General features: G+C 44.7%; 21 protein-coding genes and 1 tRNA gene. 12 read left to right on the top strand and 10 right to left on the bottom strand.

Going from position 1 to position 26428, the window contains the following annotated elements; all coding sequences use genetic code 11:
* The gene (locus QUA23_RS17705) at positions 1–1803 is read right to left on the bottom strand and encodes an AAA-like domain-containing protein (RefSeq protein ID WP_333072915.1); all 1803 of its coding nucleotides are present in this window, start codon (positions 1801–1803) and stop codon (positions 1–3) included.
* 175 nt (positions 1804–1978) lie between these two features.
* Between QUA23_RS17705 and QUA23_RS17700 the strand changes: the two genes are divergently transcribed.
* From QUA23_RS17700 to QUA23_RS17665, 8 genes are all read left to right on the top strand, one after another.
* Positions 1979–2524: an NfeD family protein gene (locus tag QUA23_RS17700; protein ID WP_333072916.1), complete on the top strand. Its 546-nt coding sequence runs from the start codon at positions 1979–1981 to the stop codon at positions 2522–2524.
* A gap of 61 nt (positions 2525–2585) precedes the next feature.
* Positions 2586–3146, top strand: a complete 561-nt coding sequence (locus QUA23_RS17695) for an SPFH domain-containing protein (RefSeq protein WP_333072917.1) — start codon at positions 2586–2588, stop codon at positions 3144–3146.
* Between the two features lie 116 nt (positions 3147–3262).
* A complete protein-coding gene (locus tag QUA23_RS17690; RefSeq protein WP_333072918.1) occupies positions 3263–3790 on the top strand; it encodes a type IV pilin-like G/H family protein in 528 nt (175 codons plus the stop codon).
* 107 nt (positions 3791–3897) lie between these two features.
* Positions 3898–4425, top strand: coding sequence for a type IV pilin-like G/H family protein (locus tag QUA23_RS17685; RefSeq protein ID WP_333072919.1), 528 nt, complete (start codon positions 3898–3900; stop codon positions 4423–4425).
* Between the two features lie 101 nt (positions 4426–4526).
* Positions 4527–5033 (top strand): type IV pilin-like G/H family protein, encoded by a 507-nt coding sequence (locus tag QUA23_RS17680; protein ID WP_333072920.1) that lies wholly within the window; start codon positions 4527–4529, stop codon positions 5031–5033.
* A 48-nt stretch (positions 5034–5081) separates the two neighbouring features.
* The gene (locus tag QUA23_RS17675) at positions 5082–5609 is read left to right on the top strand and encodes a type IV pilin-like G/H family protein (RefSeq protein WP_333072921.1); all 528 of its coding nucleotides are present in this window, start codon (positions 5082–5084) and stop codon (positions 5607–5609) included.
* A gap of 10 nt (positions 5610–5619) precedes the next feature.
* Positions 5620–8433, top strand: coding sequence for an AAA-like domain-containing protein (locus QUA23_RS17670; RefSeq protein WP_333072922.1), 2814 nt, complete (start codon positions 5620–5622; stop codon positions 8431–8433).
* Positions 8434–8558: 125 nt separating this feature from the next.
* Positions 8559–9617: a potassium channel protein gene (locus tag QUA23_RS17665; RefSeq protein ID WP_333072923.1), complete on the top strand. Its 1059-nt coding sequence runs from the start codon at positions 8559–8561 to the stop codon at positions 9615–9617.
* A 190-nt stretch (positions 9618–9807) separates the two neighbouring features.
* On the opposite strand, the gene QUA23_RS17660 is transcribed toward QUA23_RS17665, so the two are convergent.
* From QUA23_RS17660 to pyk, 3 genes are all read right to left on the bottom strand, one after another.
* Entirely contained in the window at positions 9808–12273 is a 2466-nt protein-coding gene (locus QUA23_RS17660) for a protein kinase domain-containing protein (protein ID WP_333072924.1), read from the bottom strand.
* 529 nt (positions 12274–12802) lie between these two features.
* Positions 12803–12874: transfer RNA gene (locus tag QUA23_RS17655), tRNA-Thr, on the bottom strand.
* A gap of 94 nt (positions 12875–12968) precedes the next feature.
* The gene (gene pyk, locus QUA23_RS17650; protein ID WP_190663311.1) at positions 12969–14756 is read right to left on the bottom strand and encodes a pyruvate kinase; all 1788 of its coding nucleotides are present in this window, start codon (positions 14754–14756) and stop codon (positions 12969–12971) included.
* Between the two features lie 430 nt (positions 14757–15186).
* Between pyk and crtR the strand changes: the two genes are divergently transcribed.
* Positions 15187–16077 carry a beta-carotene hydroxylase gene (gene crtR, locus QUA23_RS17645; protein WP_333072925.1) on the top strand — a complete coding sequence of 297 codons (891 nt, stop codon included), beginning with the start codon at positions 15187–15189 and terminating at the stop codon, positions 16075–16077.
* 161 nt (positions 16078–16238) lie between these two features.
* On the opposite strand, the gene aroH is transcribed toward crtR, so the two are convergent.
* Together aroH and sppA are read right to left on the bottom strand one after the other, a co-directional pair.
* Complete coding sequence (gene aroH, locus QUA23_RS17640) at positions 16239–16646, bottom strand: chorismate mutase (protein WP_333072926.1); 408 nt, start codon at positions 16644–16646, stop codon at positions 16239–16241.
* Between the two features lie 131 nt (positions 16647–16777).
* Positions 16778–17596: a signal peptide peptidase SppA gene (gene sppA, locus QUA23_RS17635; protein WP_333073150.1), complete on the bottom strand. Its 819-nt coding sequence runs from the start codon at positions 17594–17596 to the stop codon at positions 16778–16780.
* 306 nt (positions 17597–17902) lie between these two features.
* On the opposite strand from sppA, the gene QUA23_RS17630 reads away from it, so the two are divergent.
* Positions 17903–18976: a DMT family transporter gene (locus QUA23_RS17630; RefSeq protein WP_333072927.1), complete on the top strand. Its 1074-nt coding sequence runs from the start codon at positions 17903–17905 to the stop codon at positions 18974–18976.
* A gap of 13 nt (positions 18977–18989) precedes the next feature.
* Here QUA23_RS17630 and QUA23_RS17625 read toward each other — a convergent pair whose 3' ends face one another.
* Genes QUA23_RS17625 through QUA23_RS17610 form a run of 4 tightly spaced genes read right to left on the bottom strand, consistent with a single transcriptional unit; the run spans position 18990 to position 21572 of the window.
* The gene (locus tag QUA23_RS17625; RefSeq protein WP_333072928.1) at positions 18990–19409 is read right to left on the bottom strand and encodes a PIN domain-containing protein; all 420 of its coding nucleotides are present in this window, start codon (positions 19407–19409) and stop codon (positions 18990–18992) included.
* On the bottom strand, positions 19406–19705 hold the full coding sequence (locus QUA23_RS17620; RefSeq protein ID WP_333072930.1) for a hypothetical protein: 300 nt from the start codon (positions 19703–19705) through the stop codon (positions 19406–19408). Before QUA23_RS17620 ends, QUA23_RS17625 begins: the two co-directional genes overlap by 4 nt.
* A 51-nt stretch (positions 19706–19756) precedes the next feature.
* Entirely contained in the window at positions 19757–20431 is a 675-nt protein-coding gene (locus tag QUA23_RS17615; protein WP_333072931.1) for a phage tail protein, read from the bottom strand.
* Position 20432: 1 nt separating this feature from the next.
* Complete coding sequence (locus QUA23_RS17610) at positions 20433–21572, bottom strand: AAA family ATPase (protein ID WP_333072932.1); 1140 nt, start codon at positions 21570–21572, stop codon at positions 20433–20435.
* 47 nt (positions 21573–21619) lie between these two features.
* Here QUA23_RS17610 and QUA23_RS17605 point away from each other — a divergent pair, with 47 nt between their 5' ends.
* Both QUA23_RS17605 and QUA23_RS17600 read left to right on the top strand, forming a co-directional pair.
* Entirely contained in the window at positions 21620–22546 is a 927-nt protein-coding gene (locus QUA23_RS17605) for a M28 family peptidase (RefSeq protein ID WP_333072934.1), read from the top strand.
* Positions 22547–22691: 145 nt separating this feature from the next.
* Positions 22692–26414: a hydantoinase B/oxoprolinase family protein gene (locus QUA23_RS17600; protein WP_333072936.1), complete on the top strand. Its 3723-nt coding sequence runs from the start codon at positions 22692–22694 to the stop codon at positions 26412–26414.
* Positions 26415–26428 lie beyond the last annotated feature (14 nt).

The following is a 26428-nucleotide window of genomic DNA, read 5'->3' as shown; positions in this document are numbered from 1 at the left end:
TTATTTGCAGTCAAGGCGATCGCGAAAATACTCTTCATACAAATTGCATCTCGCACTGCAATAATTGCCCTCCTGTTTCACCAACCCCATACTGTTTAATTTAAACGCCACTTCTAGCCTTAATCGGACTGGCTTTGACACACTCGAAACCTCTCTCATCGCCTCGATTAATTCTGGATATTTTTCTAAATTCCACAAATGTCGGCGCAAATGATCGCTGTAAATTCCTGCCTCGGTTGCCGCCGATTTCAGCAATTGATTTAAAGTCACATCTTGACAGGCAATGCGATACATAGCCAGTCGCACTAAGTAGGGATGTCCTCCCACTAGCGCCATCATTTCTGCCACTTCTGTAGCACTCCAATTGATTCCGTGTCGCGCTGCTAAGTCTTGCACTTGCTGCGAATTAAACTCAGGCAAATCAATGGGCAACCCCACATTAAACGGCGATTTATTCACATCCAGCGGGATATATACTTCCGTAGAATGCACCACAATCAAACGCAATTTTTTCCAAATATCTCGCCGTTTTGCTTCTTCGTGTAAAGCTCGCAATAACCCAAAAAAGTCGTCGGCAATTTCCGGCGATTCAAACAGGCGATCGCTCTCATCCAAGCCTAACGTCAGAGGTTTTGAGGATTCAGACAGCAAATACTGTTCAAAATAAGCCTTGCAGCACTGATTGCTGCCAATTAACTCGGCTAATTCCCAACACTTGGGCAACTGCTCCAGCATTCCTAACTCTTGACCGATGCTAGCACAAAACCACTGCAAAAATGTGTCTGAATTAGCGAATATTTTCCTATTGGCTAGCTGAAAACTCAGCGCTACCGTGCGAGAACCTTGCTGTTCTGCGTGATGCAAAATCCTCGCCATCAAGGAAGTTTTGCCCATTTGTCTGGGTGCTTTTATGCGGATTAGCGCTCCCGGTTGGGCGATCGTCTCGTAACAGCGGGATTCGATCGGAGGGCGATCGATATAAAAACGAGAAGCTATTTCAACTTGTCCTCCCGGCAATTCTGGCGGCGCTGCTGGCAGGGGTTGAATTATTGACTGTTTGGTGCTAGTAATTACTTTCCATTCTACAGCTAATTCATGGTCGGCAGTTAACGATGTGCGACCTTCTTTGATAATCGTTAAAATTTGTGATAATAACTTAAATGAGTCGCCAACACCGCGCCACAGCCAGGGCTGAATTCCTGCTAAATAGCTCAGTAAATCAAAAGAAAGCGGTGTATTTAATTCAAGTAAAATCGGTAAAATTGCGGGTTTATGAGCAGTTAAGTTGTGCAATTCTTTGGCTAGCTGCACTTGTTCCAATATCATTTCGCTAGCGGCCGATTCTTGGGAAATCAGCAACAGCAAATAATCGCAACGCTTTAAATATGAGGCTGAGTCGCTGCTGTTGTTAATAAAAAAGACTTCGTGGCCTCCCGCACTCAAAGCTTGGTGTAACTGCTGAGAAAGGGTGGTGTTTGAGGTCGATCGATGGTTGGCGTTAGCGAAGCGATCCGAAGGAAAGCCCTCGAAGACGATCGCCACTTTTGCCCTCAGCAGGACTACCTCCTCTGGCTCTGAATTCGCGTCAAAATCCGCTATATCGCGCCATTCCTGGCCCAATCCGCGACAAATTTCGATGAAATTGGCATAATCCACAGGTTTGCCATTCAGAAAATGGCTGACAGTAGATTGGGCCATCCCTAAATCCTCAGCCAGAATTTTCTGACTCGGAAAGCCATTTCTCAGGAGACAGGATTTAACTGCGCGAATGCACTCTTCGCGCACCCTTAGCGATCGTGGCATTGCTTATAACAATCAAGACACTGAAACCATCATAAATGCCAACCGCGCCTCAAGTCGATGAAAAGTCGATGAAAAGTCGATGAATTTTCAAATAACTCAGTCCCAAACTCAAATAGCCACCTGATTAGATTAGAAATAACAAGGTTGAATCCCATCGCAACGAGGTAAAAGCATTGTGTATTCTATCCTAATTTGGTCGCTGGCCTCAGCCACTAATCAACCAGGTTTCGCCTTCACCCCGCCCCTATTCTGGCTGCTGATCGGAGTTGTGCTTAGTGCGAGCGAGCTATTAATCATCAAAACTCAGCCCCAGAAATACAGGTTTTACGTGCTAATGATGGGAGCTTCTGCTTTAATTGAATCCTTTATTTTGTGGAGAGGATCTGTAGCATTTCAGTTTAGTTGGGCGAACATAATGTATGAAGATTTTGACTGGCAAATCTTCTACTGGATGGGGATATCCCTCGCGCTGAGCATCTGGATTCGACCAATTTTCATTGTCCGCAAAAAGTTTGTGATTCCCGAAGCAACCGAAGCGACAACTATCTCCGAAATTTTCCCCGGAGAAACCGGAATGGTGATTTATGAAGGGGCTTCGTGGAAAGCTCGCAATGAAGATTCCCAAGGTGCGATCGCACCCCGACAAAAAGTTTACGTTTTGCGCCGCGAAGGAAACACGCTGATTGTTGTACCTGACAAATTAATTCACATCAACGGCTAAACCTTAGTCGCAACCTCAATTCCTCTTTAGTTCACAGCTTAAAATTACCAGGAGATTCATTATGTATCAGTATTTTTTGATGGTGTTGTTTGCAATCACCGGAGTATCCTTAGCCAGCAGCGTCAAAATCGTCCGTCAAGGAGATGAGGCCTTAGTTGAAATTTTCGGAAAGTACGATCGCAAGAAACTTGAACCTGGTTTGACTTTTTTGATTCCCTTTGTGGAAACAGTTGCCTATAAACAAACTCTGCGCGAGCAAATTTTAAACTTGCCACCGCAAGAATGCACGACGCGCGATCGCCTTGCCATTACCGTTGAATTTATTGTTTACTGGCGAATTATTGACTTAGAAAAAGCTTCCTACAAGGTGCAGAATCTCAAGGAAGCGATGTTAAATATGCTGATTCTTTCAATTCGGACTCACATTGCGACATTATCTCGGGAGGAACTTTACACGGCTCGCCATGAAATCAATAATGCTTTAGTAGAGGAGTTGGATACAGCGACAGATCCCTGGGGTGTGAAGTTTACGAGAGTGGAATTGCGCGATTTTGCGATCGGCAGTAAAGTGATTCAGCCAACATCCGTCGATCGCAAAGAAGTACAAAAGCTGCGAGCTTAGGGATTAGTATTCCCTCGTTTTCCTCGTTACCAGGCTCTTCCTGGTAACGCAGATACAGAGGCTCTGCCTCGGCGACGTTAATTCGCCTTGTATATACCATTTAAGGAGAAAATACCATGACTAAATATCAAGAATCAAGTATTAGCAATTCAGCTTATAACGGTTGCGGATGCTTATTGCTTTTAATGGGCTTTGTAGTAATTGGCGCGATCGCTCTGCCCTCATTTCTGGTGAGTGGTTGCCAGGAATGTAAGTCTAAGACAAGGGAAGCGAAACTGTATGTTGGCTCAATGAACAAAGCCCAGCAAGCCCTATTTATAGAAAAAAGTGCTTTTGCCACTTCTGTTAATGCTTTGGGACTTGGCATTAAAACAGAGACAACACATTTCAAGTATTCAATTCGTGCCACTAAGAAAGCAGCATTTAATTATGCAGTCTCAAAGCACAAAGACCTTAAAAGCTATGTCGGTGGTGTTTTTCTGGTTCCTGCTAAAAACTTTGAGCCAAATGCTGCTAAAGAGGAAAGAACTACAACGTCCATATTGTGCGAAGCTGAGTCTCCCGGTCCAATTAAACCAGCGGAACCCACCTATGAAAATGGTAAAGTTGCTTGTGGTAAAGGCACAAAAGAAGTGACTAGATAATCTAACTATACGCAATATAATGACAGTCGATTACTAATATCAAATCGGCCTTCAATTGAGATTTACCGGAGTAAAGTCTTTACTACAAACAGGGAGGAGACAAAACTATGAGTCAACAAGATTCTAAATCAGCTAGCCTTTCACCTAATGGTTGCGGATGCTTATTGCTTTTAATGGGCATTGTAGTAATTGGCGCGATCGCTCTGCCATCATTTCTGGGTGGTTGCAAGGGATGTAAATATAAGAAAATGGAAGGGATACAGTATGTTAGATCGATGAGCCGAGGTCAGCAAGCCTATTTTGCCGAAAAAAATGCTTTTTCCAGTTCTGTTAAGGCTTTGGGAATTGGCCTTAAAACAGAGACAAAAGTTTTCAAGTATTCAATTCGCGCCACTAAGAAAGCAGCATTTAATTATGCAGTAGCAAAGGAAAACGAATTAAAAAGTTATGTCGGCGGTGTTTTTCTTGTTCCGCCAAAAAACTTTGTTCCCAATGCTACTAAAGAGGAAATAACTACAACGTTCATATTCTGCGAAGCTGATTTTCCCGGTAGCATTCAACCAGCGGAACCCACCTATGAAAATGGTAAAACTGCTTGCGGTAAAGGCACAAGACCAATGGTCTCACCAAACTAACTATACGCAATATAATGACAGTCGATTACAAGATTAAATCGGCTTTCAATTGAGATTTACCGGACTAAAGTCTTTACTACAAACAGGGAGGATACAAAACTATGAGCCAACAAGATTCTAAATCAGCTAGCATTTCACCTAATGGTTGCGGATGCTTATTGCTTTTAATGGGCATTGGAGTAATTGGCGCGATCGCTCTGCCCTCATTTCTTAATACTAGCAATAGACCCAGGTTTCCCGAAGCAAAACAGTATGTTGACTCGATGAACAAAGGTCAGCAAGCCTATTTTGAAGAAGAAAGTGCTTTTGCCACTTCTGTTAATGTTTTGGGGCTTGGAATTAAAACGGAGACAACAAATTTCAAGTATTCAGTTCGCGCCACAAAGGAAACTGCCTTTAATTATGGAGTGTCAAAGCAAAAAGACTTTAAAAGCTATGTCGGTGGTGTCTTTGTAATACGAATGAAGTCAAAGAATGGCGAGGAGCAAATGAGAACACAAAGAATCCTGTGTCGCGCTGATACACCTGGTACAATACCTCCCCTACCTCCAAGACTTCAAAATAGTGAATTAGTTTGCGCCACTGGGACAACAGAGGTAACAAAATAACCTAATAAGGACTAAAGTCTTTACTACAAACAGAGAGGATACAATACCATGAGTCAACAAAATTATAAATCAGCTAGCCTTGCATCAAATGTTCGTGGATGCTTAGTGATTTTAACGGTGATGGGAGTATTGGCTTCTGTAGCTGTGCCATCATTTCAGGTTAAGCTTAGGAACAACAAGCAATGGGAACCCAGAGATTATATTAGCTTAATCAACAAACGTCAGCAAGCCTATTTTGCCGAAAAAAGTGCTTTTAGCACTTCTGTTAAGGCTTTAGGAATTGGCATTATTAAAACCGAGACAGAAAATTACAAATATTCCCACCATACAACAAAAAAAGCAACATTTAATTATGGAGTCTCAAAGCATAAAGATCTTAAAAGCGTGGTCGGTGGAGTTTTTGTAATTCCTGCTCCAAAAGTTGAGTCAAAGGCTTCTAAAAATAAAATAACGACCACATCTATATTGTGCGGAGCTGATTCTGCTGGTACAATTAAACCACCAGAACCAACTTATCAAAATGGTAAAATTGCTTGTGCTACAGGCACCATAGAACTGAGACAAAGTTATCAATAGAGGCAATATAATGACAGTCGATTACCAATATCAAATTGGCGGCAGTCTCCCGCAAAATGCACCTACTTATGTAGTGCGACAAGCTGACTCAGAACTTTATCAAGCCCTCAAAGCAGGAGAGTTTTGTTACGTGCTCAATTCCCGACAAATGGGCAAATCCAGTTTGCTGGTGCGAACTGTACAAAAACTCTCCGCTGATGGCATTGCCTGTGCTACGATCGACCTTTCGGACATTGGCAACCAGCAAGTCTCTCTAGATAAGTGGTACGGCGGCGTCGCTTACAAGCTATTGTGCAGTTTCAACCTGTTTAACCCAGTCGAGTTTATGACTTGGTGGCGGGAGAGAGAGTTGATGCCCCCGGTACAGCGCTTAGGAGAGTTAATTGAAGAGTTGCTGCTGGTCAAAATTTCTCAAAATCTGGTCATTTTTATTGATGAAATTGATAGCGTTCTGAGTTTCCAAGAACCGCTAGACGATTTTTTTGCATTAATTAGATGTTGCTACAATAAACGCGCTCACAATTCAGAATACCAGCGCATTACATTTGCTTTGCTGGGAGTAGCTACGCCATCTGATTTAATTAGCGATGCAACTCGCACGCCCTTTAATATCGGCTTAGCTATTGAATTGAACGGTTTTAACTTACAGGAAGCTCTGCCTTTAGCCAAGGGATTTGAGGGAAAAGTAGACAATCCTCAAGAGGTTTTAAAAGAGATTTTGGACTGGACGGGAGGGCAGCCATTTCTGACTCAAAAGCTTTGCAAGCTGATTCTGCACCATGTAAAAAGCTTAGTCTCGGCTTCTATTAGATCAGATTCAAACGATGAAATCAAAACAGAAATTATTACTACAAATCAATTATTAATTAGCGAGATAGTGCAATCACATATTATTGATAATTGGGAATCGTCCGATGAACCAGTACACATAAAAACAATTCGCGATCGCCTTCTCAGAAGTCAGCACCGCGCCAGTAGGTTATTAGGACTATATCAAAAAATATTGCCACTTTCAGAACCCCCCGATTGTAGGGGCGGTGCCCCCGTGCCCGCCCTGGTAGGAGGAATTTGGGCGGATGATACTCCCGAACAAACAGAATTGCGGCTGAGCGGGTTAGTAGTAAAACGAGCCGGCAAATTAACAGTATCCAACCGCATTTACGCAGCTATATTCAACCATAACTGGATAGAAAAAGCGCTCGGCGACTTGCGCCCCTATGCCGAATCTCTAACAGCATGGGTAGCGACCAATTGTCAAGACGAATCTCGCTTGTTGCGCGGTCAAGCACTGGAAGATGCCCGACAGTGGGCTGCAAATAAAAGCTTGAGCACCCAAGATTATCAATTTTTAGGTGCGAGTCAAGAAGCGGAATTTGCCAAATTTCGCTATCAAGAAAAACAGCATCAAGCTGAAATAGAACAACTGCGTCGCGAAAAAAAGTTACTAGAGGAACTAAGCGAAGCACAAAACCAGAAAAAAGCGATTGCAGTTAAACTTTGGCGCGAGCAACAACTGAGAGTGCAAACAGTTACAGGAGCCGCAGTCATATTAATATCAATCCTGATAGTAGCTTTTTGGGTTAAACCGTCAATCGAAGAAAGAAACAACAAAATTCTCACTCTCAGTTTGCTATCAGAAACGCTATTTGCTGCGGATAAAAAAGAGGAAGCTCTGCTAGAAAGCATCAGAGCTGTTACAGAAATGAAACGATCGCTCGGAGTGAGTTCAGATATTCAGATGCGAGTGGCGATCGCCCTCGAACAGGCAGTTTACAACTTTCGGGAACGCCGCCGCTTGCAGACTCAAGCCAGTACCCTTGCTTTCGCGAGTTTCAGTCCCGACAGTCAAACAATTGTGACTGCTACCGATGATAATTATATCAAGATTTGGCAAAATAATGGAACTTTGCAAGCAACATTGACCGGGCATACTGATAAAATTAGGATGGCAATTTTTAGTCCTAGCGGTCAGATACTTGTCTCTGCAAGCAACGACAAAACTGTCAAAATTTGGCAAAAAAATGGCAAATTAATCCACAATTTAAAAGGACATAGCGCTCAAATAACAAGCGTCTCTTTGAGTCCAGATGGTAATATTATTGCTTCTGCAAGTGCCGATGGAACTGTTAAACTCTGGAAAATCAGCGGTGAAGAATTGTCAAGTTTAAAATTGGAGCGAGGTTGGATAACCAGCGCGAGTTTTAGCCCAGACGGTCAGATAATTGCTGCGGCTGGTAATGATGGCACTGTTAAACTTTGGAGTTTAAGAAAGGTTGCGGAAAAGTTGCAAAAACAGCAGTCAATCGAAGCCAGCACCGATATCAAATTGCTACGAACTTTACAGATGGAAAGTGATAAAAATATGAGTGTAACTTTCAGTCCCGATGGAGCAATGCTGGCGGTTGCAAGTGCTGGGGGAACTGCGAGAATTTGGAGCAAAGACGGCACACCGCTAACTATTTTAAAGCATACAAGTGGATTGACAAATATCAGCTTTAGTCCCGACAGCCAAATGTTGCTATCTGCAAGCACAGACAAAATGGTGAGGCTGTGGAACATTGACGGTACATTGCTCAAAACTTTAAAAGGTAACAAGGATGCTGTTTGGAGTGCGAGTTTTAGTCCAGACGGCAAAGCGATCGCTAGTGCGAGTGCTGACGGTACGGTGATGCTGTGGAATTTTAATCTTGACGATTTATTGCAGCAGGGTTGTAATGGAGTCCGCAATTATTTGCAGACAAATCCGATCGCCAATCAAAACAATCGCCACCTCTGCGACGGGATTGGAGATCAGTCGGAACTCACGCAAAAAAAACCGGGTTAAGAGTCAAAATGTTGAGTTTGGTAGCAAAGTATCTAGGCAGAAACTGGCTTTTTGACCGCCCCTGCGTCTAGGGCTGATATGGTTAAAATTGGTAGCAGCTAATAGGTAATAGGTCAGCCCGATCGGTGTATTCAACTCTAGAACAAAAGTACCAGCGCTTGCAAAAAGACTTAAGAAACGGAGTCATCGCCCTTGGGGGCATTGTATGCACGGGTACTCTGTGGTATTGGCAGATGGAAAAATGGCCTTTGCTAGATGCCGCTTACATGACAGTCTTTACCCTAGCAACTGTGGGCTACGGTGAACTTCACCCCCTCGGCCAACGCGGGCGAATGTTTACTATATGCCTGATTTTGATGGGCGTGATTGTGATAGGTTTCATCGTCAACCGCTTTACAGAAGCGCTGATTGAAGGATATTTTCAAGAAGGAGCAAGAATTAGGCAGCAGCGGCGATTGGTAGATTCTTTGATCGGGCATTACATTCTCTGCGGTTTTGGGCGCACTGGCCGCCAAATTGCCTTGGAATTTCAGGCCGAATATATCTCTTTTGTGGTGATAGATTCGGCTGTGCAGTCGGTTGAGGCAGCTTTGGCGCTGGGGTACACGGCTGTCCAAGGAGACGCGACTCTGGACGAAACTTTGGTGAATGTGGGGATCGATCGCGCAATTTGCATAGTAGCAGCTTTGCCTTCGGATGCCGAGAATTTATACACTGTCATGTCAGCGAAAACTCTGAATCCGAAGGTACGGGCGATCGCCCGCGCCACTACAGAAGAAGCGGTAAAGAAGTTGCAGCGGGGCGGCGCCGATGCAGTCGTATCCCCCTACATCACCGGGGGAAAACGCATGGCGGCGGCGGCTTTGCGGCCTCAAGTTATGGATTTTTTAGATGGTGTTTTGACGGGCACCGATAGTTCTTTTTACATGGAAGAATTTTTGGTCGATCCCAATAGTTGTGTCTACGTCGGGCAAACTTTGAGAAATGCCAAGTTGCGATCGCAATCGGGGGCTTTGGTTTTAGCGGTGCGGCGTGCTGGCGGGACTTTGATTGTGGGGCCTACTGGAGAAACTGCGATCGAAGGAGGAGATATGCTGATTTGTTTGGGAACTGCTGAACAACTGCGAACTCTCAATCAAATCCTCAGTCCCCTGAGTTTTCGCATCCCCCGGCCTCCCAAGTAGTCCCCCGGTAATTACCTATGAGAAATGAGAACTTCTGCCGAATGCCTTCTTATCTATAGCGGTTATTTCTTGAAGCGAGGTACGCACGCGAGCCGGCCCAGCAATTCTTTTGCATGAACAGGAACCACCCATTCCCTATGCCCTATGCCCTATGCCCAGGAGCACCTCCAGAAACCTGAGAAAGGCTATATCAATCGCAGTTTAAACCCGCCGCTGCTGCTGTCGGAAATTCGATCGGCACAAAAGTCACCCCAAACTGCTCCTTAGAACACTTGACAATATGCACTAATATCGGACTAAAATTTTTGCGCGAACCCGTTTTGTCAAACTGAATTGTTCCGGTGGCTCCTGTGGCGCTAAAATTTGGATCGGCTAAGGTTTTTTGCATCCCTTCGCGGCTGGGTTGCTGCTGCTTTTCTATTGCTTGAATCAGCGCCTTAGCGGCATCGTAGGTTAATGCAGTTCGGTGACTGACATTTCCTTCCCAAAGCTTGCGAGTATTCTCAAGGAATTTGCGGTTGGGAGATTTTAAATGATGCCAAGAAACTGCGGCCGCCATTTTCTCAAAAGACGGTAACTGAGCAGCAGCTTCTAAAGTTTTTTGACTGTATATTCCCCCTGTGCCGACAACCCAATTGCGGTCGAGATTGGCTTGCAAAAGTGCCATCGCATTGTTGAGAGCGATCGGGATGTGACTCGGACTTAAAACTATCGTTGTTTTCTCTGTTTGCCTGACTTCTTGTATGGCTTTTTTCACGTTAAAGTCGCTGTGTGACAAATCGAATTCGGTGATATTTGCAATATTTCCTCCCCGTTCTCTAAACTGTTTTCTGAATTCTTCCCAAAAAGAGGAAGTGGCTTCGCTGCTGGTGCTGTAGAAACCTGCTACTTTGGTTTGACCTTTTTTTTCAATCAGATATTTCGCGAATACTTCAACACTAACTTTAGTCCGAGGCACAGTCCTAAAGAAAAAATTTCGGGGTTTTTCTGTGGCTTCTTCCGTCGTACTGCCTGGGGAAATTAATACTAAATGATTTTGGTTGTAAATATCGACTGTATGGACTGTCATTGCGTTAGTGTAGTGACCGATAGCGCCCAAAACACCGCCCAGTTTGACTAGGGAATTAGCGCGGGCGATCGACTCTTCTTTTAGATTGGCATCGTCAGCAATTATGACTTGTAAACCTTTACCTTTAATAGCTTGGTTCTCTTGAAAATCTAAACCATTTAGGTTGCGATCTATCTCAGAATTGAATAATTTTAAATTAACTTCCGTTTGCGCTTGAGCAACTCCCCGCAAGATTTCTTTAGGCAAATCGAGATCGGCTCTACCTTGTTCGTTGGTACTAACGGGAACGATTACGGCAAGCGTGTAATAATCAGCTTTTTTGGCTTTTAATAAGGCATTATTCATGTAAATTAAAGTTTCGGGATCTTTGCGTTCTTCTTCATGCCACGACCTTTTAAAGTAATTAAATGCTTCCCGATAATTGGATTTGGCAAATTCATTAACTCCTGCTTGCTTTAATCGAGGAGTCGAGGATTTTAGTAGAGATTCTTCGCCGCAGCTTAAAGCATCACCTTGCAGTAAAAGACAAGTTTTCGGGGTAAAAAGGTTGTGAAAAAAAAGGGCGATCGCACATCCGGCAATAATTGCCGCAATTGCCAACAGCGATCGGCGAAAGTGCGATCGAGAAAATCCCGAAAACCGATCGCGTTTCGGCGGTGGCGATAGGGATACGATTGAATGATTATCTTGCAACTGTTGCGGTACATTCAAATTCTGTGACAGAGGGGGCGACGGGTGTAAGGTTGCGATCGAATTCAAAGCCTGCAAAACATCAGCAACAGATTGGTAGCGATCGGGGAAGTTGTAGCGCACCATTCTGTTTAAAATCGTTTCCATGCCGGCGCTAATCTGTACCATAGGGCGATCGGGAGTCGAGTAGCGCCAAACGATATCGCCCCGCCGGGAATCTGTCAGGAAATCTTGAGCAGGAGACAAGCCTGTGAGGGCTTGAATAGCGACAATACCTACAGAGTAGATATCGCTACAAAATTGAGGATTGCCAGCAATTTGTTCTGCCGGCGAATATCCTTGCGTATAAATAGTTCTGCTGATAGTGTTTCCCGAATCAGTTATTTCCAAGGAACTGATTTCTTTGACAGCCCCAAAATCAATCAGAACTATTCTTCCATCGCAATCGCGCCGAATTAAGTTAGAAGGAGTGATATCGCGGTGAATGATATTGTGTTCGTGAACAAAAGCGATAACTGGCAAGATATCCTGCAAAAATTCAACTACTTGCTCTTGAGTCCATTGAGTATTTGGAGCGAATTCTTGCCTCAGCGGATGTCCTTCAATGTATTCTTGAATTAAATAAAAATTGTCATTTTCTTGAAAGCTATCGAATAACTGTGGAATGCGCGAATGTCCGCCCAATCGGCGCAAAGCTCGAACTTCTCTTTCCAATCGCTGCTGTGCTTCTGGCAAGAGTTGCGGATCGCTTGGCTGCCTAATTTCCTTAACAACGCACAGGCGGTTATCCGGTATGTCTAAATCCCTAGCTGTATATGTCCTCGCAAACCCTCCCCGACCTAATTCACTGACAATTTGGTAACGTTGGCGCAGGATATCTCCTGGTTGCAGGCACATAGATTTTTCGCTATTTTTTTAACTGTCTGCGCTCTTCAAGGTTGATTTTACCGCATTTTTACAGCGATTTCTGTTAAGTTTCTGTTAAGTTTTAGAAACACTAGCGATCGGCAAAGTAATTACAAATTGTGTTCCCTTTCCTCTTTAGCAATTTACCTCAATTGGGCCTTGATTTTTGGCAACAATTTGACACGCAATAGCCAGCCCCTATCTGGTATTTTTGCCATCGACAAAAGCCGCAATGCCAGAGGTTTGCAGCATCGGACTTCAGTCCTTATTAAAATCCGAGGACTTTACTCCTGACTAAAAACCATAAAAATTGGTAATGAAATAGCTTCGTAGTGAAGAGTTCAGTCCTCATTAAAATCCGCGATGAAATAGGTTCCTAGTGAGGACTTCAGTCCCCATTAAAATCCGACGACTTGCATTCCTCACTAAAATAGACAAACCATAGACAAGTCATGGAAAAAACAAAGGTTCTACAGCATTAATAAGCTATAGAACCCTTGAAAATATATATTTTATTGCAAGCCGATGGTGGGATTTGAACCCACGACCGTTCGATTACGAATCGAATACTCTACCCCTGAGCTACATCGGCACAGACAATTTTGAATTGTAGCACAGCCTAAATGAAAAAAGCAAGGAGTTGTAGAATTTAATTCAAAACTCCACAACTCCTAGCTCACCAACAGTTAAACGGTCACTTCCGCGTCAGTTGAGCCGCCTCTGGCCCCCGAATAAACTAAACCCCGCTGCATATCCAGCGTCAGCATCGTTCCGTCCCGAATTACCCGCGTGGCATTCTTTACGCCCACCATCACCGGCACGCCCAAGCGCAAACCGATAATCGCGGCGTGAGAAGTCAAACTGTCCTCCTCCGTCACCACACCGGCTGCTTTCCGAATCATCTCCACAAAAGCGACGCTGGTGTGTTCCACTACCAAAATTTCTCCAGGGTGGAAATTTCCTACATCCGCAGCAGTGCGAGCAACCCTGGCCATGCCACTCACCGATCCCAAACCGACACCGGTGCCTTTGCCTAAAACTGCTGTCACTACTTCAACTTTGATCAAATCCGTTGAGCCGGCAACCCCTTGCAGAGTACCGGCGGTCATCACCACTAAATCTCCGTCGCACACTAACTCTTTTTCCTGGGCGACTGTCATGGCAGAGTGAAATGTCTGGCCGGTGGAGGGCAAATCCAACACCAGTAAGGGTTTGACTCCCCATACCAATTGCAGTTGTCGGGCTACGTCTACGTGAGGAGTAACTGCCAAAATCGGAGTTTTGGGTCGGAACTTCGAGACATTTCGGGCTGTGGCGCCGGTTTTGGTCAGCGTCATGATGGCTGCGGCGTTCAATTGTTCGGAGATTTGGCTGACTGCTTGGCTGATACCGTTGGGGATCGATCGACCAATATCTTCTACATTCCTAATATTCCGCTTAATTCCTTCCCTCTCCATCCGCACCGCAATTCTCGCCATCGTCGCCACCGCTTCGACGGGGAACTTGCCGACAGCAGTTTCATTGGACAGCATCACTGCATCAGTTCCGTCCAGAATCGCGTTGGCCACGTCGGAAATCTCGGCGCGGGTGGGACGGGGATTGTTGACCATGCTGTCGAGCATCTGGGTAGCGGTAATTACCGGAATACCCAGGCGGTTGGAGGTAGCAATCAGGCGCTTTTGCAAAATCGGCACGTCTTCGGCGGGTAGTTCCACTCCCAAATCGCCGCGGGCGACCATCACGCCGTTGCAAAGGGTGAGAATTTCCTCCATTTGTTCGATCGCCTCGTGCTTTTCGATCTTGGCAATCACCGGTACTTGCTTGCCCGCACTGGCAATCAGTTCTTTAATTTCGAGCACATCTTGGGGATTCCGCACAAAGCTCAGGGCTACCCAATCGACACCTTGGTCGAGGCCGAACATTAAATCTTTGCGGTCTTTATCAGTCAGGGCTTTAATTGACAGGTAAACTCCCGGAAAATTCACACCTTTGTTGTTGGAAAGCGGCCCGCCGACGACGACGCGGCAGTACAATTCCCGCGCTGCGCGGTCTACTTTTTCCACCAGCATTTCTACTTTCCCGTCGTCGAGCAGAATCACTGCTCCCTCTGGAACTTCGTCTGCTAGGGGGTCGTAGGTGACGGAAGAAATGAGCTCGGTACCTGGAACCTGGCGGCTAGTGAGAATGAAAGGATCGCCGTTTTTGACAACTATAGAGCCTGTCTCAAAGCGCCCTAAACGAATTTTCGGACCTTGGAGGTCTTGGAGGATGGCAACCGGCTGGTTGAGTTCAAAGGATGTTTGCCGGATTAAGCGAATGCTGCGCTGGTGGTCTTCTTCTGTTCCGTGGGAAAAGTTGAGTCGCAAAGTTGTGGCACCGGCTTCTATGAGCTGGCGCAGCACTTGTGGGTCCGAAGTTGCTGGGCCAATGGTGGCGACGATTTTAGTCCGGCGTAGGGCTTTTGGCAATTGCATCAGCGGTGTTCTGGGGAGGCAGGTGGATTTCTTGTTTAAATTTCGGCTAACGTTTCATCTTTCACTACAAGCAATGACGCTAGTCTCAAGTCTTAAAAATTTTGATAGTCGTCAAAAAAGCAGGTATTGAACAATATATAGAATATCTGACTTTTTACCCATCGGTAATCTTTTCTTGGGCAGCGCGCTTTTTGCAAATTTATCTGCTCTCAGGCTTGACATATATACAGAGATACCCATTGATTTTATTTGGTCTGCAGAGTTCTTTTGGCTAATCTAGCACTGGTATCCTTGCACAACAGCAATACTTTCCTGGTTGTGCAGAGGCTAGTTTCTGGCGATCGAACAGAGTTCTTTCATAAAACTTTACTATTGTCCGGCTTGTATCTTATACTACGCAAGTGTGAAATATTAAGGAGTCTTAACAAAGATGTCGGAGGCAGGACGGCCGCTGACAGTGCCGAAAGAGTTTCTGAGTCCTCCCGGTGACTTTAATCCGACACTGCTGCTATTTTTGAGTGCAGTAGCGATTCTCGTGATTTCTAACTTGGGTTTCTGGTGTTGGGGATGGCCGCAGTGGTGCTGTTTTACACTGAACGTGTTGGCTTTGCACATGGCGGGAACTGTGATTCACGATGCGTCTCACAATGCAGCCCATCGCGATCGCACAGTTAATGCTATTTTGGGACACGGTAGCGCCCTGATGTTGGGTTTTGCTTTTCCGGTGTTTACACGGGTACATATGCAGCATCACGCCCATGTCAATGACCCAGATAACGATCCAGACCATTATGTTTCTACGGGCGGGCCTTTGTGGTTAATTGCTGCGAGGTTTTTTTACCACGAGATTTTCTTTTTTAAGCGCAAACTGTGGCGGAAATACGAATTATTGGAATGGTTTCTCAGCCGTTTGTTTGTGATCGCGATCGTGTATATCTCGATTCAATACGGTCATTTAGATTACGTGCTGAATTTTTGGTTTTCTCCGGCTTTGGTGGTGGGGTTGGCCTTGGGGTTGTTTTTTGATTATTTGCCGCACCGTCCGTTTCACGATCGCGATCGCTGGAAAAATGCCAGAGTATATCCGAGTCCTATTCTGAATATCTTAATTTTGGGGCAGAATTATCATCTTATCCATCACTTGTGGCCTTCAATTCCTTGGTACAATTACAAGCCTGCTTACGAAGCTGTGAAGCCGCTGCTAGATGAAAAGGGTTCTCCTCAAACTTTGGGAATATTGGAAGGGAAAAAGGACTTTTGGAGTTTTATATATGACATTTTTTTAGGGATTAGGTTGCATCACAAAAAAGCGTCTGATTGACAAAAAACCCGGCTTCTCAAAGAAACCGGGTTTTTTTATAATAAAAGCTTTTAACCGTATATCCCCAGGGCAGGTTTTGTACTGTATCAAATGCCGTAAAAAATAAACCCACCTGTAATGGTGAGTTAACTGTTAAATCAATCCCAAAGTGAATCTATTATTTATTTTTCCCCAGCCACCGCCACCGCTAAATTCCTATCGGGACGCAAATTTTGAGCTCCCCGCAAATAAGGATGATAAATTTCAGTATGTGCCGGCCAATTGACGTGAATTAAAAACCGAATGCAGCGTTCCAAAGCACCCTCAACGTGCATTTGCTGTACGTCCAACAAAGGAACATTGCACCAGTGAGAACGTTCGCGGGCGATCGCGGCCGGAAACACAGCATCTAAATCGCGAGTAGCAGAAAACGTAGCACTAATAATTAATTCTGGATTTATATCATTTTTTGCTTCTAATTCATCTAACAATTCTCTCACCGCTTCTCGAATTGCTGCCACCGAATTCTCGCTAGCAGTAGTTGCCCCACGAATCCCCCGCACTTGCCACTCCACGCAAATTTCCTCCATTTTAGTCAGTTGTCAGTTGTCAGTTGTCAGTTGTCAGTTGCTAGTTGTCAGTTGCTAGTTGCAATTACCTATTACTAATTACCAATTACCACTGCCAACTAACTACTGCCAAGTGCCAACTGACTATTTAATCACGGGCGATACATCCACAGCGGCAAACCGCTAGTAGAAAGCTCGAATTCCAGCAAATTATTGTAAGCTGAAAGCCCAGATATATCCAGACTACTCCCCAAGACGCGATTTAGGAAAGGTTTTTGTTTTTCTAGCGTGCAAGACTCGGTTTTTTCCGGGTCGAGGCCTGCGAGTTCGGCGGCAAGGCGGCGAGCGTCCTCTTCTGTTCCGAGCCGATCGACCAAACCCAATTCTAAGGCTTGCTGACCGGTAAAAACGCGACCGTCGGCAAAACTTTTGACTTTTTCAACAGCCAATTTCCGGGCTTCAGCAACGGTTTCCACGAATTGCTGGTAGCTGGTGTCGATCAAGTCTTGCAGAATTTGCTGTTCCGGATCGGTCAATTCTCGATCGAATGCCAAGATATCTTTATACGGCCCCGATTTAATCACCTGAAAAGAAACGCCTACTTTTTCTAACAGCCGTTCTAAATTGTTACCCCGGATAATCACGCCAATGCTGCCGGTAATTGTACCGGGATTAGCAATGATATGCTCGGCTCCCATGCCGATGTAAACTCCGCCAGAAGCTGAAATATTGCCAAAACTGGCAACAATTTTGACTTTTTCGCGCAGACGCTTGAGCGCGCTGTAAATTTCCTGGGAATCGCCGACAGTGCCGCCGGGGCTGTCTATCCGCAGCAGCAAGGCGGGAAATTTGCGTTCTTCAACGGTTTTGAGAGCTTCTAGCACTCGTTTACGGGTTTCTCCGGCAATGGCTCCGGTGATTTCGATACGGGCGATTTGTTTGCGGTAGCGGGGCTTGAATGGCCAAATCATGGGCAGTGTACAGGCAATGTTACGGATTTTTGTAGCTAACTTCTTATAGTGTGCCTTATTCATCGGGGTAGATGTTGTGCCTGTGTTCGCAACAGACCGAAGAGCCCGTTCCAGATTGTTCGCAACAGGCAAGATGCTTGTTCCACCTTGATTTTGTGGAACAAGCATCTTGCCTGTTCCTAATGGCCGATCGAGATTTGTGCGATCGAATTTAACTCAACAGCGATATATAATTGTAAAAATTGCTTAACAAAACTACATCATTCTCGTGAGAGCCACTCTCATCAATTATTTGGAGTCTCCGCCATGCAGCTAAAGCTTACCGATTCAAAACTACCTTTTGCCCCGCTGTTGCTCATTGCGCCGTTTTTCCTTTGGGGAACCGCGATGGTAGCGATGAAGGGGGTGATGCCACACACAACGCCACTGTTTGTGGCTGTCGTGCGTTTGATACCTGCGGGCGTGTTGGTGCTGCTGGCGGCCGCATTCATGGGAAAACCACAGCCGCAGGGTTGGAAAGCTTGGCTGTGGATTTCGCTGTTTGCTTTGGTTGACGCTACTTTGTTTCAAGGCTTTTTAGCCGAAGGTTTGGCGAGAACCGGTGCGGGTTTGGGTTCGGTGATGATTGACTCTCAACCGCTAGCTGTGGCGATTTTATGTTTGTGGCTGTTTCAAGAAAAAATTGGTTTTTGGGGCTGGTTGGGATTAGTGATTGGCGTTGTCGGCATCAGTTTAATTGGGTTGCCCGATGACTGGATTGTGGGGCTTTTTCATCCTGAAAACAGGCAGGTTTCTGCGGGTATCGAACAGTTATTTCAGGGTGGAGAATGGTTGATGCTGTTGGCTGCTTTGTCGATGGCTGTGGGTACGGTTTTGGTGCGCTGGGTTTGCCGTTATGTTGACCCGGTTGTGGCGACTGGTTGGCACATGATTTTGGGCGGTTTGCCGCTGTTGGCAATTTCGGCTGCAACGGAGTCTGAACAGTTTGTGAATATTGATTTTTCCGGCTGGATGGCGTTAAGTTATTCTACCGTGTTCGGAAGTGCGATCGCCTACGGTTTGTTCTTTTATTTTGCTTCTACCGGCAGTCTAACCAGTTTAAGTTCTCTTACCTTTCTTACGCCCGTATTTGCTTTGCTATTCGGCAATTTGTTTTTGGGCGAAGTCCTCAATCCGCTGCAATCGATGGGAGTTGGGCTGACTTTGGTGAGTATTTATTTGATTAATCAGCGGGATACTTTGGGTGAGAAATTGCGAAAAGTGCGACACGGTGAAGGGAGTGCAGAAGTTGAAGCAACAGGATTGTTAGAGTCGTCTGAGGTGAATTCTGTAGAGTTGCCGATGCAGGTGCGGGTAAGCGAATTGGAATCTGAAGTTTAGCGATTTGAGAAATTTAGGGAGAATCAGTTAATTCTTGAATTAACTGATTTGGAGTTACAATCCTAGGATTAGTAACCGGAAAATCTCGCGGGTTGCGGGTGACAATGGCATCAATTAGATTGATTACAGCAGTGCTGTACTGAATCGCATCTTCAAAATCCTTGAAGTTGCAAGTTAATGCCATTGAAATAACAGAGTTATCTACTGTTGCTACTTGACAAAATGTGGCTAACTGCCGTAAAAAATCCAGCGTCCAATCGCGGCCTCTGTCTCTGCGGATAATATAGTAAAGGTCGCTAAAAGTTGAGGCTGAAATATAGCCTTGAATTTTTGCTTCTTCAACAAAAGTTAAAATGCGATCGCTCTCAGCAAAGAAAGGTTCTCGTTCGAGCGCAACATCTACTATTATATTGGTGTCTATCAGGATTTTCACAAGTTATGTTTTTCCTTTAAATATTCCCATTTTGCTTGTTTGTCTGGATCGTCAAAATCCAGCGGTTCCGGTACACCATCTCGATCGAATAAACCTTGAAATGCCTTCACGTTAGTTTTAAACTTTTTTTTAGGTGCTTCAGGTTCGATCGCATTTTCTGACGCGCTGGCTTGTTTAACCGTATCAGGTAGCTGCAAGACGATGATTTCTACATCTCCCGGCGGCATATTCACGGGTTCCACAACTACCAAGTTGCCAGTTGCATCGATTTTACCTCTAAGTTTGTATGCTTGCATGGTAATCTCCGATAACTATGTTTCTATTATATGACATAATAACTTGCTTCATTACCAATCCTCTTCATCACCAATCTTAATGTCTCTGCTTTTAATCTCTTCTATAAAATTTTTTAAACTGGGATTTTCTGCGTAATGCTTCATCAAAACTTTATGCTTGCGATATGGTTTTGAAATTATTCGATAATATTCAGGATTTTTAGCCTTAGCGTCGATCGTAAAATTGTGTTTTTTCGCCAGTTCCCGATTTAACGTGTCGAGGCAGTTTGTAATTTTAGCTTTTCTACTGTCGGTATAATACAGTGGAAGCAACCAACACTCAATAGAATGTACGGAGATTGCAAATATAATTTTTTGTTGATATTCGCTGTAAAAATCATCGCCGATCGCACATCTAAACTTTTCAATAACTTTTTCAATTAACTCCTCAGGAGTTAATTCACCGTTTTCATCTTGCTTGGGGATATTATAAAGTTCTGAAACATCCGTATCTATTTGGATAATGATATAGTCAATAAATTGGAAGGCTTGTTTAAAATCGATTGACGTACAATAATCAAAAACTAGAGTCCAGCCGCCGTATGTGGATTTATTCTCATTGTCTTTATCTCTTTCTGGTTGAAGTTGTCTGATATCTAAATCTGGACTATTGAAATATCCAGCTAAAATATTCTCAATAACTATCTGGTCAGTAAGTCCCTCTGTAACCAATCCAAAACTAATCATATTAAAAATTCTTAGGAAGTCCGCCGATATAACCCCTCAAAAACGCCTCTGATAATTTTACAGGTTCTTGTCCTTCTAGAGGTTCAGGTTTTAGAATGCGTCTAGCTTTACTATGCCCTAATTGGTTGCGGTATATCACAAACAGCCGCTGTTCATCATCATGTAAATCCAAACCGTCCAAAACGGCAGGGTTGTGGGTTGTGAATATAACTTGTTTGTCGTGTTTTTTTGCTAATTCGACTAATTCTTGCATTAATCTGCGACACAATCTGGGGTTGAGAGAAGCATCAATGTTATCTATTGCCAAAAATTTAGGCGTGATATCGCTAATAAATAAAGCGAAGTAAAAAAGTAAGAATAAAAAGCCTTCATTAGAACTTCTTTGATCGAAGTAAGCTAAATCTGGATCTAAGTATCTATCTTTAATTTGGAGAGAGTTTTGAATACTTGATAAATTGGGAGGAGCTTCAAAATCTTGAAACCAATCTATCAATTGCAGTTTTTTGTTGATTTCATTAAGCTGCTCTTGGCTATCTGAATTCAAAACTTTTAATAGTTTAAACAAGCCTTCTCCATTAATCCCTAATGGTTGAATTTGCCCTTCTTTTTCAAAAGTTCGTAATGCTTGGTTTTCAGGAGAGTAAATTATAAATTCTTGTATAGGTATTTTGAAATTTGTTATGGTAGATACATAATGTTGATTTTGATTGGACAAAAAAATATTGTAGTCTAAAAGACTATTTTCTGGTTGGCGAAAGGCTTTTTCTAAATCCACAGGGTTTTCTGAAGTCGTATAATAATTGTTCTCACGTTTTCTCCATTTAGAATATGGTTGGTTGTTATTTTGTAAAACAAATTTTATATCAGCATTATTTCCACTAAGTTCAATGCCGATATCTTTAGTTGAATTTTCCTTTTCAAAAGCCGATCGCATTAATTGAGGTTCTGTCACTCGAATGCCCCGTGCAGCTAAGAACTCGTTATCAAGTTTATCATTAGCAGCCGCAGAAGCCAGGGCGATCGCCTCTAGGATATTGCTCTTGCCGCAGCCATTTTCACCGATCAATACAGTTACTCGTCCTAATTCTAGCTTCAGCTTTTGAATGGACTTATAATTTCCGATTCTGACTTCTCCAATCATAATTCAATCCCATATAATCTTAGTGTACTCATTGTATCTCCGATCGCATGAATCTCCAAGAACGCTTGCACAGCCATCTGATTCAAATTGTACGCGATCGCAACCCATACCTCGCATCCGAAGGGCATTTTTATGCTCAGCAATACATCCGCGAACAGTTGGCACAGTGGGGAACTGTAGAAATTGACGATTTTTCGGTTCGCGGCCGAATTCATCAGAATTTAATTTTGGATTTACCCCCCCTCAGTCCTCCCCAAGCTTCGGGGGGGAAGCAAGAAGAATCACCCCAAGCTTCGGGGGGGAAGCAAGACAATCTGGGTCTTGAAAAGCAGATTAATAAGCGGTTGCCGCCGATCGTAATTGGTGCTCATTACGATACTGTACCCGGATCGCCTGGGGCCGATGATAATGCTACTGGTGTTGCTGTTTTGCTGGAACTCGCAAGGGATATCGCATCTGGGCCGCTCAAATATCCAGTGCAATTAGTCGCCTTCGATATGGAAGAATACGGTTGTTTAGGAAGCAGTCATCATGCAGCTAAATACAAGCAACAGCAAGAGTCAATCCGGTTAATGATTTCTTTAGAAATGTTGGGTTATTGCAACCACAATCCTAATTCTCAAAGCTATCCCGCTGGCTTGAAATATTTTTATCCAAATAGTGGCAATTTTATTGCTTTAATTGGCAATTTGCGGACGGTTCCCGATTTGATTAATTTGAGCGGCAAAATTCGCAAATCTGGTCAGCCCTGCGAGTGGCTGCCGGTGCCGAATCGAGGTTTAATTGTGCCGGATACTCGCCGCAGCGATCATGTTCCTTTTTGGGATAATGGTTATCCGGCTATTATGGTGACTGATACTGCTAATATGCGAAATCCGCATTATCATCGAGAAAGCGATAGGATTGAGACTGTGGATTTGGATTTTCTGGCTGGTGTTTGTCAGGGGTTAGTCCAGGGCATTCGACATCTATAATTAACACCATCGAGCGCCCGCTAGTTTGAGCGACCAGAAATTATGACTTTTATGAGCCAAAGTTATGAATTTTATGAATTGACTCGAACAGAAATTGGGTCAATAATTGTAAATTAATCAAGCAAAAATATCAAAAAAAAGAGATATGAGTCCTACTTATCCCGATCGCACTCGCTGGCAATTTTGGATCGATCGCGGTGGCACTTTTACCGATATTGTCGCCAACAGCCCCGACGGTAAATTAGTCATTCACAAATTGCTGTCGGAAAACCCGGAACGCTACACAGACGCAGCAGTGCAAGGAATTCGCGACATTTTGGGAATTGCCGCAGATGTCCCCATACCCGCTGCACAAATTGAAGCGATTAAAATGGGGACGACGGTGGCGACAAATGCTTTGCTGGAACGAAAGGGCGATCGCACAATTCTGTTAATTACTAAAGGTTTCAGCGATGCGCTGAGAATTGGCTATCAAAACCGCCCGAATATTTTCGCGCGTCACATTGTTTTGCCCCAGATGCTGTACGATCGAGTTATTGAAGTTGCGGAACGCTACAGCGCTCAAGGTGAGGAGTTAACTGCTGTCAATCCCGAGTTTATCCCGTCTTTGCAGCAAGCATACGATGAGGGAATTCGCAGTTGTGCGATCGTATTCATGCACGGCTACCGCTACTCGGAACACGAAAAAAAAGTTGCTAAAATAGCGAAAAAAATTGGCTTTACTCAAATTTCAGTATCTCACGAAGTTAGCCCGCTGATGAAATTAGTTTCGCGGGGAGATACTGCGGTTGTCGATGCTTATTTATCTCCGATTTTGCGGCGTTATGTCGAACAAGTAACCAGTCAATTAAGAGAGGCAGAGCCTCTGGATATGGGTTCCCAGGCACAGCCTGGGAACGAGGCTGTTGGGGCGGGCACCGGGGCACCGTCCTCTAAATTAATGTTTATGCAATCGAACGGCGGCTTAGTGGACGCCGCACAATTTCAAGGAAAAAATAGTATTTTATCCGGGCCTGCTGGGGGAATTGTCGGTGCAGTTCAAACCAGCAAAAAGGCAGGTTTTGATAAAATTATTACCTTTGATATGGGCGGAACTTCCACAGATGTTGCCCATTTTAACGGCGAATACGAACGCGAATTTGAGACGGAAATTGCTGGGGTGAGATTGCGATCGCCCGTGATGGCAATTCACACTGTAGCAGCCGGCGGCGGTTCAATTGTCTTTTTTGGCGGGGCTCGCTACCGCGTCGGGCCGGAGTCTGCAGGGGCCAATCCTGGGCCCGCTTGCTACCGCAAAGGCGGCCCCTTGACGGTGACTGATTGCAATGTGATGTTGGGGAAAATTCAACCGGATTTTTTCCCGAAAGTATTTGGATTGAATGGAGATTTGCCGATCGCCCCTGACGTAGTAAAGCAAAAATTTGGGGAACTAGCGGGGGAAATTAGGGGCGAGAGGACGGCGGAACAGGTGGCGGAGGGTTTTTTGGTGATCGCCGTGGAAAAGATGGCAAATGCTGTCAAAAAAATCTCGCTTCAGCGCGGTTACGATGTTTCGGAGTATACATTGTGCTGTTTCGGCGGTGCGGGCGGCCAACACGCTTGTGCGATCGCCGATGCTTTGGGGATGAAACGGGTATTTATTCACCCTTATGCGGGTGTATTGTCGGCTTACGGTATGGGTTTGGCTGATGTGCGGGCTATTCGCGAAAGGGCGATCGAGCAACTATTAAATGCAGAATTATTAGCTGATTTGCATTATATTTTAACCCAATTGGAGGCTGAGGGGAAGAGGGAATTGAACCGCAGAGGCGCAGAGAACACAGAGAATGAGCCTGAGGTTTTAGTTGTTAGGAAGCTGCGCTTAAAATATCAGGGAAGTGACTCTGTTTTGGCGGTTGATTTTGCTGACACTATTGAGGTTATGCAGGCTGAATTTGAAGCTGCCCACCGACAGCGTTACAGTTTTATTATGCCCGAAAAACCGCTGATTGTGGAAGCGGTTTCGGTGGAAGTTGTAGAAAGAATGGATGTGCCGGAAGCATCGACAATTTCCCCCTCTGGTGGCACGGGCATTTTGCCTGTGCAACCAATTTCAACTGTGCAAACCTATGTTGCTGGCGGGTGGCGGGCAACGCCTGTTTATCAGAGAGATGATTTGCGATCGGGCGACTGCATAGAAGGCCCTGCTATGATTGTTGAAGCTACGGGAACTAATATCATAGAACCGGGCTGGGAAGGGGAAATCACCGAAAATAATGATTTAATTTTGAACCGCAGATGCACGCAGATGGACGCAGATAATATCCGCGTTCATTCGCGTTTATCTGCGGTTAAGTCCGATCCGGTTTTGCTGGAAATTTTTAATAATTTGTTTCGGGCGATCGCGGAACAAATGGGCGTCACATTGCAAAACACAAGTTCCTCAGTCAACATCAAAGAACGTCTCGACTTTTCCTGTGCAATTTTCGACAAAAACGGGAAATTAGTTGCCAACGCGCCGCACATTCCCGTACATCTGGGTTCGATGAGCGAAAGCGTGGAAGCTTTAATTTTAGCACAAGGCAATGCGCTTCAACCCGGCGATGTTTATGTTTCTAACAACCCCTACAACGGCGGCACACATTTACCAGATATCACCGTTATTACTCCAGTATTTGATGGTGATTCCTCCCTTCCTTTGTTTTATGTTGCCTCGCGGGGACACCACGCTGACATCGGCGGCATTACTCCCGGTTCCATGCCTCCTAACAGTACAACAGTAACTGAAGAAGGTGTATTGCTTGACAATTTATTGTTAGTAAGCGAGGGCAATTTTCGAGAAAAAGAATTACTAGAACTTCTGACAGCGGGGAATTTTTTTGTTCGCAATTCCGCTCAAAACATAGCCGATTTGCAAGCACAAATTGCTGCTAACAAGCGCGGCGCAGAAGAACTTCTCAAGATGGTAGAACATTATGGATTAGAGACTGTGCAAGCTTATATGGGCTTTGTGCAAGACAATGCTGAGGAGTCAGTGCGGCGGGTAATTGATGTTTTGCAAGATGGCGAGTTTACTTATCCGATGGATAGTGGCGGACAAATTAAGGTAGCGATTACAATTGACAAATCTGCGCGCAGTGCAAAAATAGATTTTACTGGCACTTCTGCTCAACAATCCAACAATTTTAATGCTCCCGCAGCCGTGTGCAAAGCGGCTGTTTTGTATGTTTTCCGCACCTTGGTAGATGACGATATTCCTCTAAATGCGGGCTGTTTGAAACCTCTCGAAATCATCAATCCCGAAGGCTGTATGCTGAATCCTCGCTATCCAGCGGCGGTAGTTGCCGGAAATGTGGAAACATCGCAGAATATTACCGATGCTTTGTATTGTGCTTTGGGAGTGATGGCTGCTTCTCAGGGAACTATGAATAATTTTACCTTTGGAAATCAGCGCTATCAATATTATGAAACTATTTGCGGCGGTGCGGGTGCGGGTGCAAGTTTTGATGGTACGGATGCGGTTCAAACTCACATGACTAATTCGCGTTTAACCGATCCCGAAGTATTAGAATGGCGGTTCCCAGTGTTGTTAGAAAGTTTTGCAATTCGAGCTAATAGCGGGGGGAATGGATATCATCGCGGCGGTAATGGAGTGGTGCGGCGAGTGCGGTTTCGGGAGGCGATGACGGCGGGAATTTTATCGGGGCGGCGGGTAATTTCTCCTTGCGGTTTGAATGGGGGGGAAGCGGGGAAAGTTGGGCGGAATTATGTTGAAAAGGTTGAGGGTAAAGTTGAGGAATTGGGGAGTACGGCGAGTGTGGAAATGCAGCCGGGGGAGGTGTTTGTCATTGAGACTCCTGGGGGCGGAGGTTATGGTACTATTGTTTAGCCACAGTAAAATTA

The organism is Microcoleus sp. Pol1C5 (assembly GCF_036701115.1).
GTDB lineage: Bacteria > Cyanobacteriota > Cyanobacteriia > Cyanobacteriales > Microcoleaceae > Microcoleus.
The sequence above is the reverse complement of the archived record's forward strand: the minus strand, read 5'-3'. Positions and strand labels throughout refer to the sequence as shown.

Excerpts from the sequence above, each read along its gene's own strand:
- crtR (WP_333072925.1), top strand. The coding sequence starts at position 15,187 with ATGTCGGAGGCAGGACGGCCGCTGACAGTGCCGAAAGAGTTTCTGAGT.
- QUA23_RS17615 (WP_333072931.1), bottom strand. The coding sequence starts at position 20,431 with ATGATTAGTTTTGGATTGGTTACAGAGGGACTTACTGACCAGATAGTT.
- QUA23_RS17600 (WP_333072936.1), top strand. The coding sequence starts at position 22,692 with ATGAGTCCTACTTATCCCGATCGCACTCGCTGGCAATTTTGGATCGAT.
- QUA23_RS17605 (WP_333072934.1), top strand. The coding sequence starts at position 21,620 with ATGAATCTCCAAGAACGCTTGCACAGCCATCTGATTCAAATTGTACGC.
- QUA23_RS17675 (WP_333072921.1), top strand. The coding sequence starts at position 5,082 with ATGAGTCAACAAAATTATAAATCAGCTAGCCTTGCATCAAATGTTCGT.
- QUA23_RS17630 (WP_333072927.1), top strand. The coding sequence starts at position 17,903 with ATGCAGCTAAAGCTTACCGATTCAAAACTACCTTTTGCCCCGCTGTTG.
- QUA23_RS17610 (WP_333072932.1), bottom strand. The coding sequence starts at position 21,572 with ATGATTGGAGAAGTCAGAATCGGAAATTATAAGTCCATTCAAAAGCTG.
- sppA (WP_333073150.1), bottom strand. The coding sequence starts at position 17,596 with ATGATTTGGCCATTCAAGCCCCGCTACCGCAAACAAATCGCCCGTATC.
- QUA23_RS17620 (WP_333072930.1), bottom strand. The coding sequence starts at position 19,705 with ATGCAAGCATACAAACTTAGAGGTAAAATCGATGCAACTGGCAACTTG.
- pyk (WP_190663311.1), bottom strand. The coding sequence starts at position 14,756 with ATGCAATTGCCAAAAGCCCTACGCCGGACTAAAATCGTCGCCACCATT.
- QUA23_RS17695 (WP_333072917.1), top strand. The coding sequence starts at position 2,586 with ATGTATCAGTATTTTTTGATGGTGTTGTTTGCAATCACCGGAGTATCC.
- QUA23_RS17660 (WP_333072924.1), bottom strand. The coding sequence starts at position 12,273 with ATGTGCCTGCAACCAGGAGATATCCTGCGCCAACGTTACCAAATTGTC.
- QUA23_RS17670 (WP_333072922.1), top strand. The coding sequence starts at position 5,620 with ATGACAGTCGATTACCAATATCAAATTGGCGGCAGTCTCCCGCAAAAT.
- aroH (WP_333072926.1), bottom strand. The coding sequence starts at position 16,646 with ATGGAGGAAATTTGCGTGGAGTGGCAAGTGCGGGGGATTCGTGGGGCA.
- QUA23_RS17705 (WP_333072915.1), bottom strand. The coding sequence starts at position 1,803 with ATGCCACGATCGCTAAGGGTGCGCGAAGAGTGCATTCGCGCAGTTAAA.
- QUA23_RS17690 (WP_333072918.1), top strand. The coding sequence starts at position 3,263 with ATGACTAAATATCAAGAATCAAGTATTAGCAATTCAGCTTATAACGGT.
- QUA23_RS17680 (WP_333072920.1), top strand. The coding sequence starts at position 4,527 with ATGAGCCAACAAGATTCTAAATCAGCTAGCATTTCACCTAATGGTTGC.
- QUA23_RS17685 (WP_333072919.1), top strand. The coding sequence starts at position 3,898 with ATGAGTCAACAAGATTCTAAATCAGCTAGCCTTTCACCTAATGGTTGC.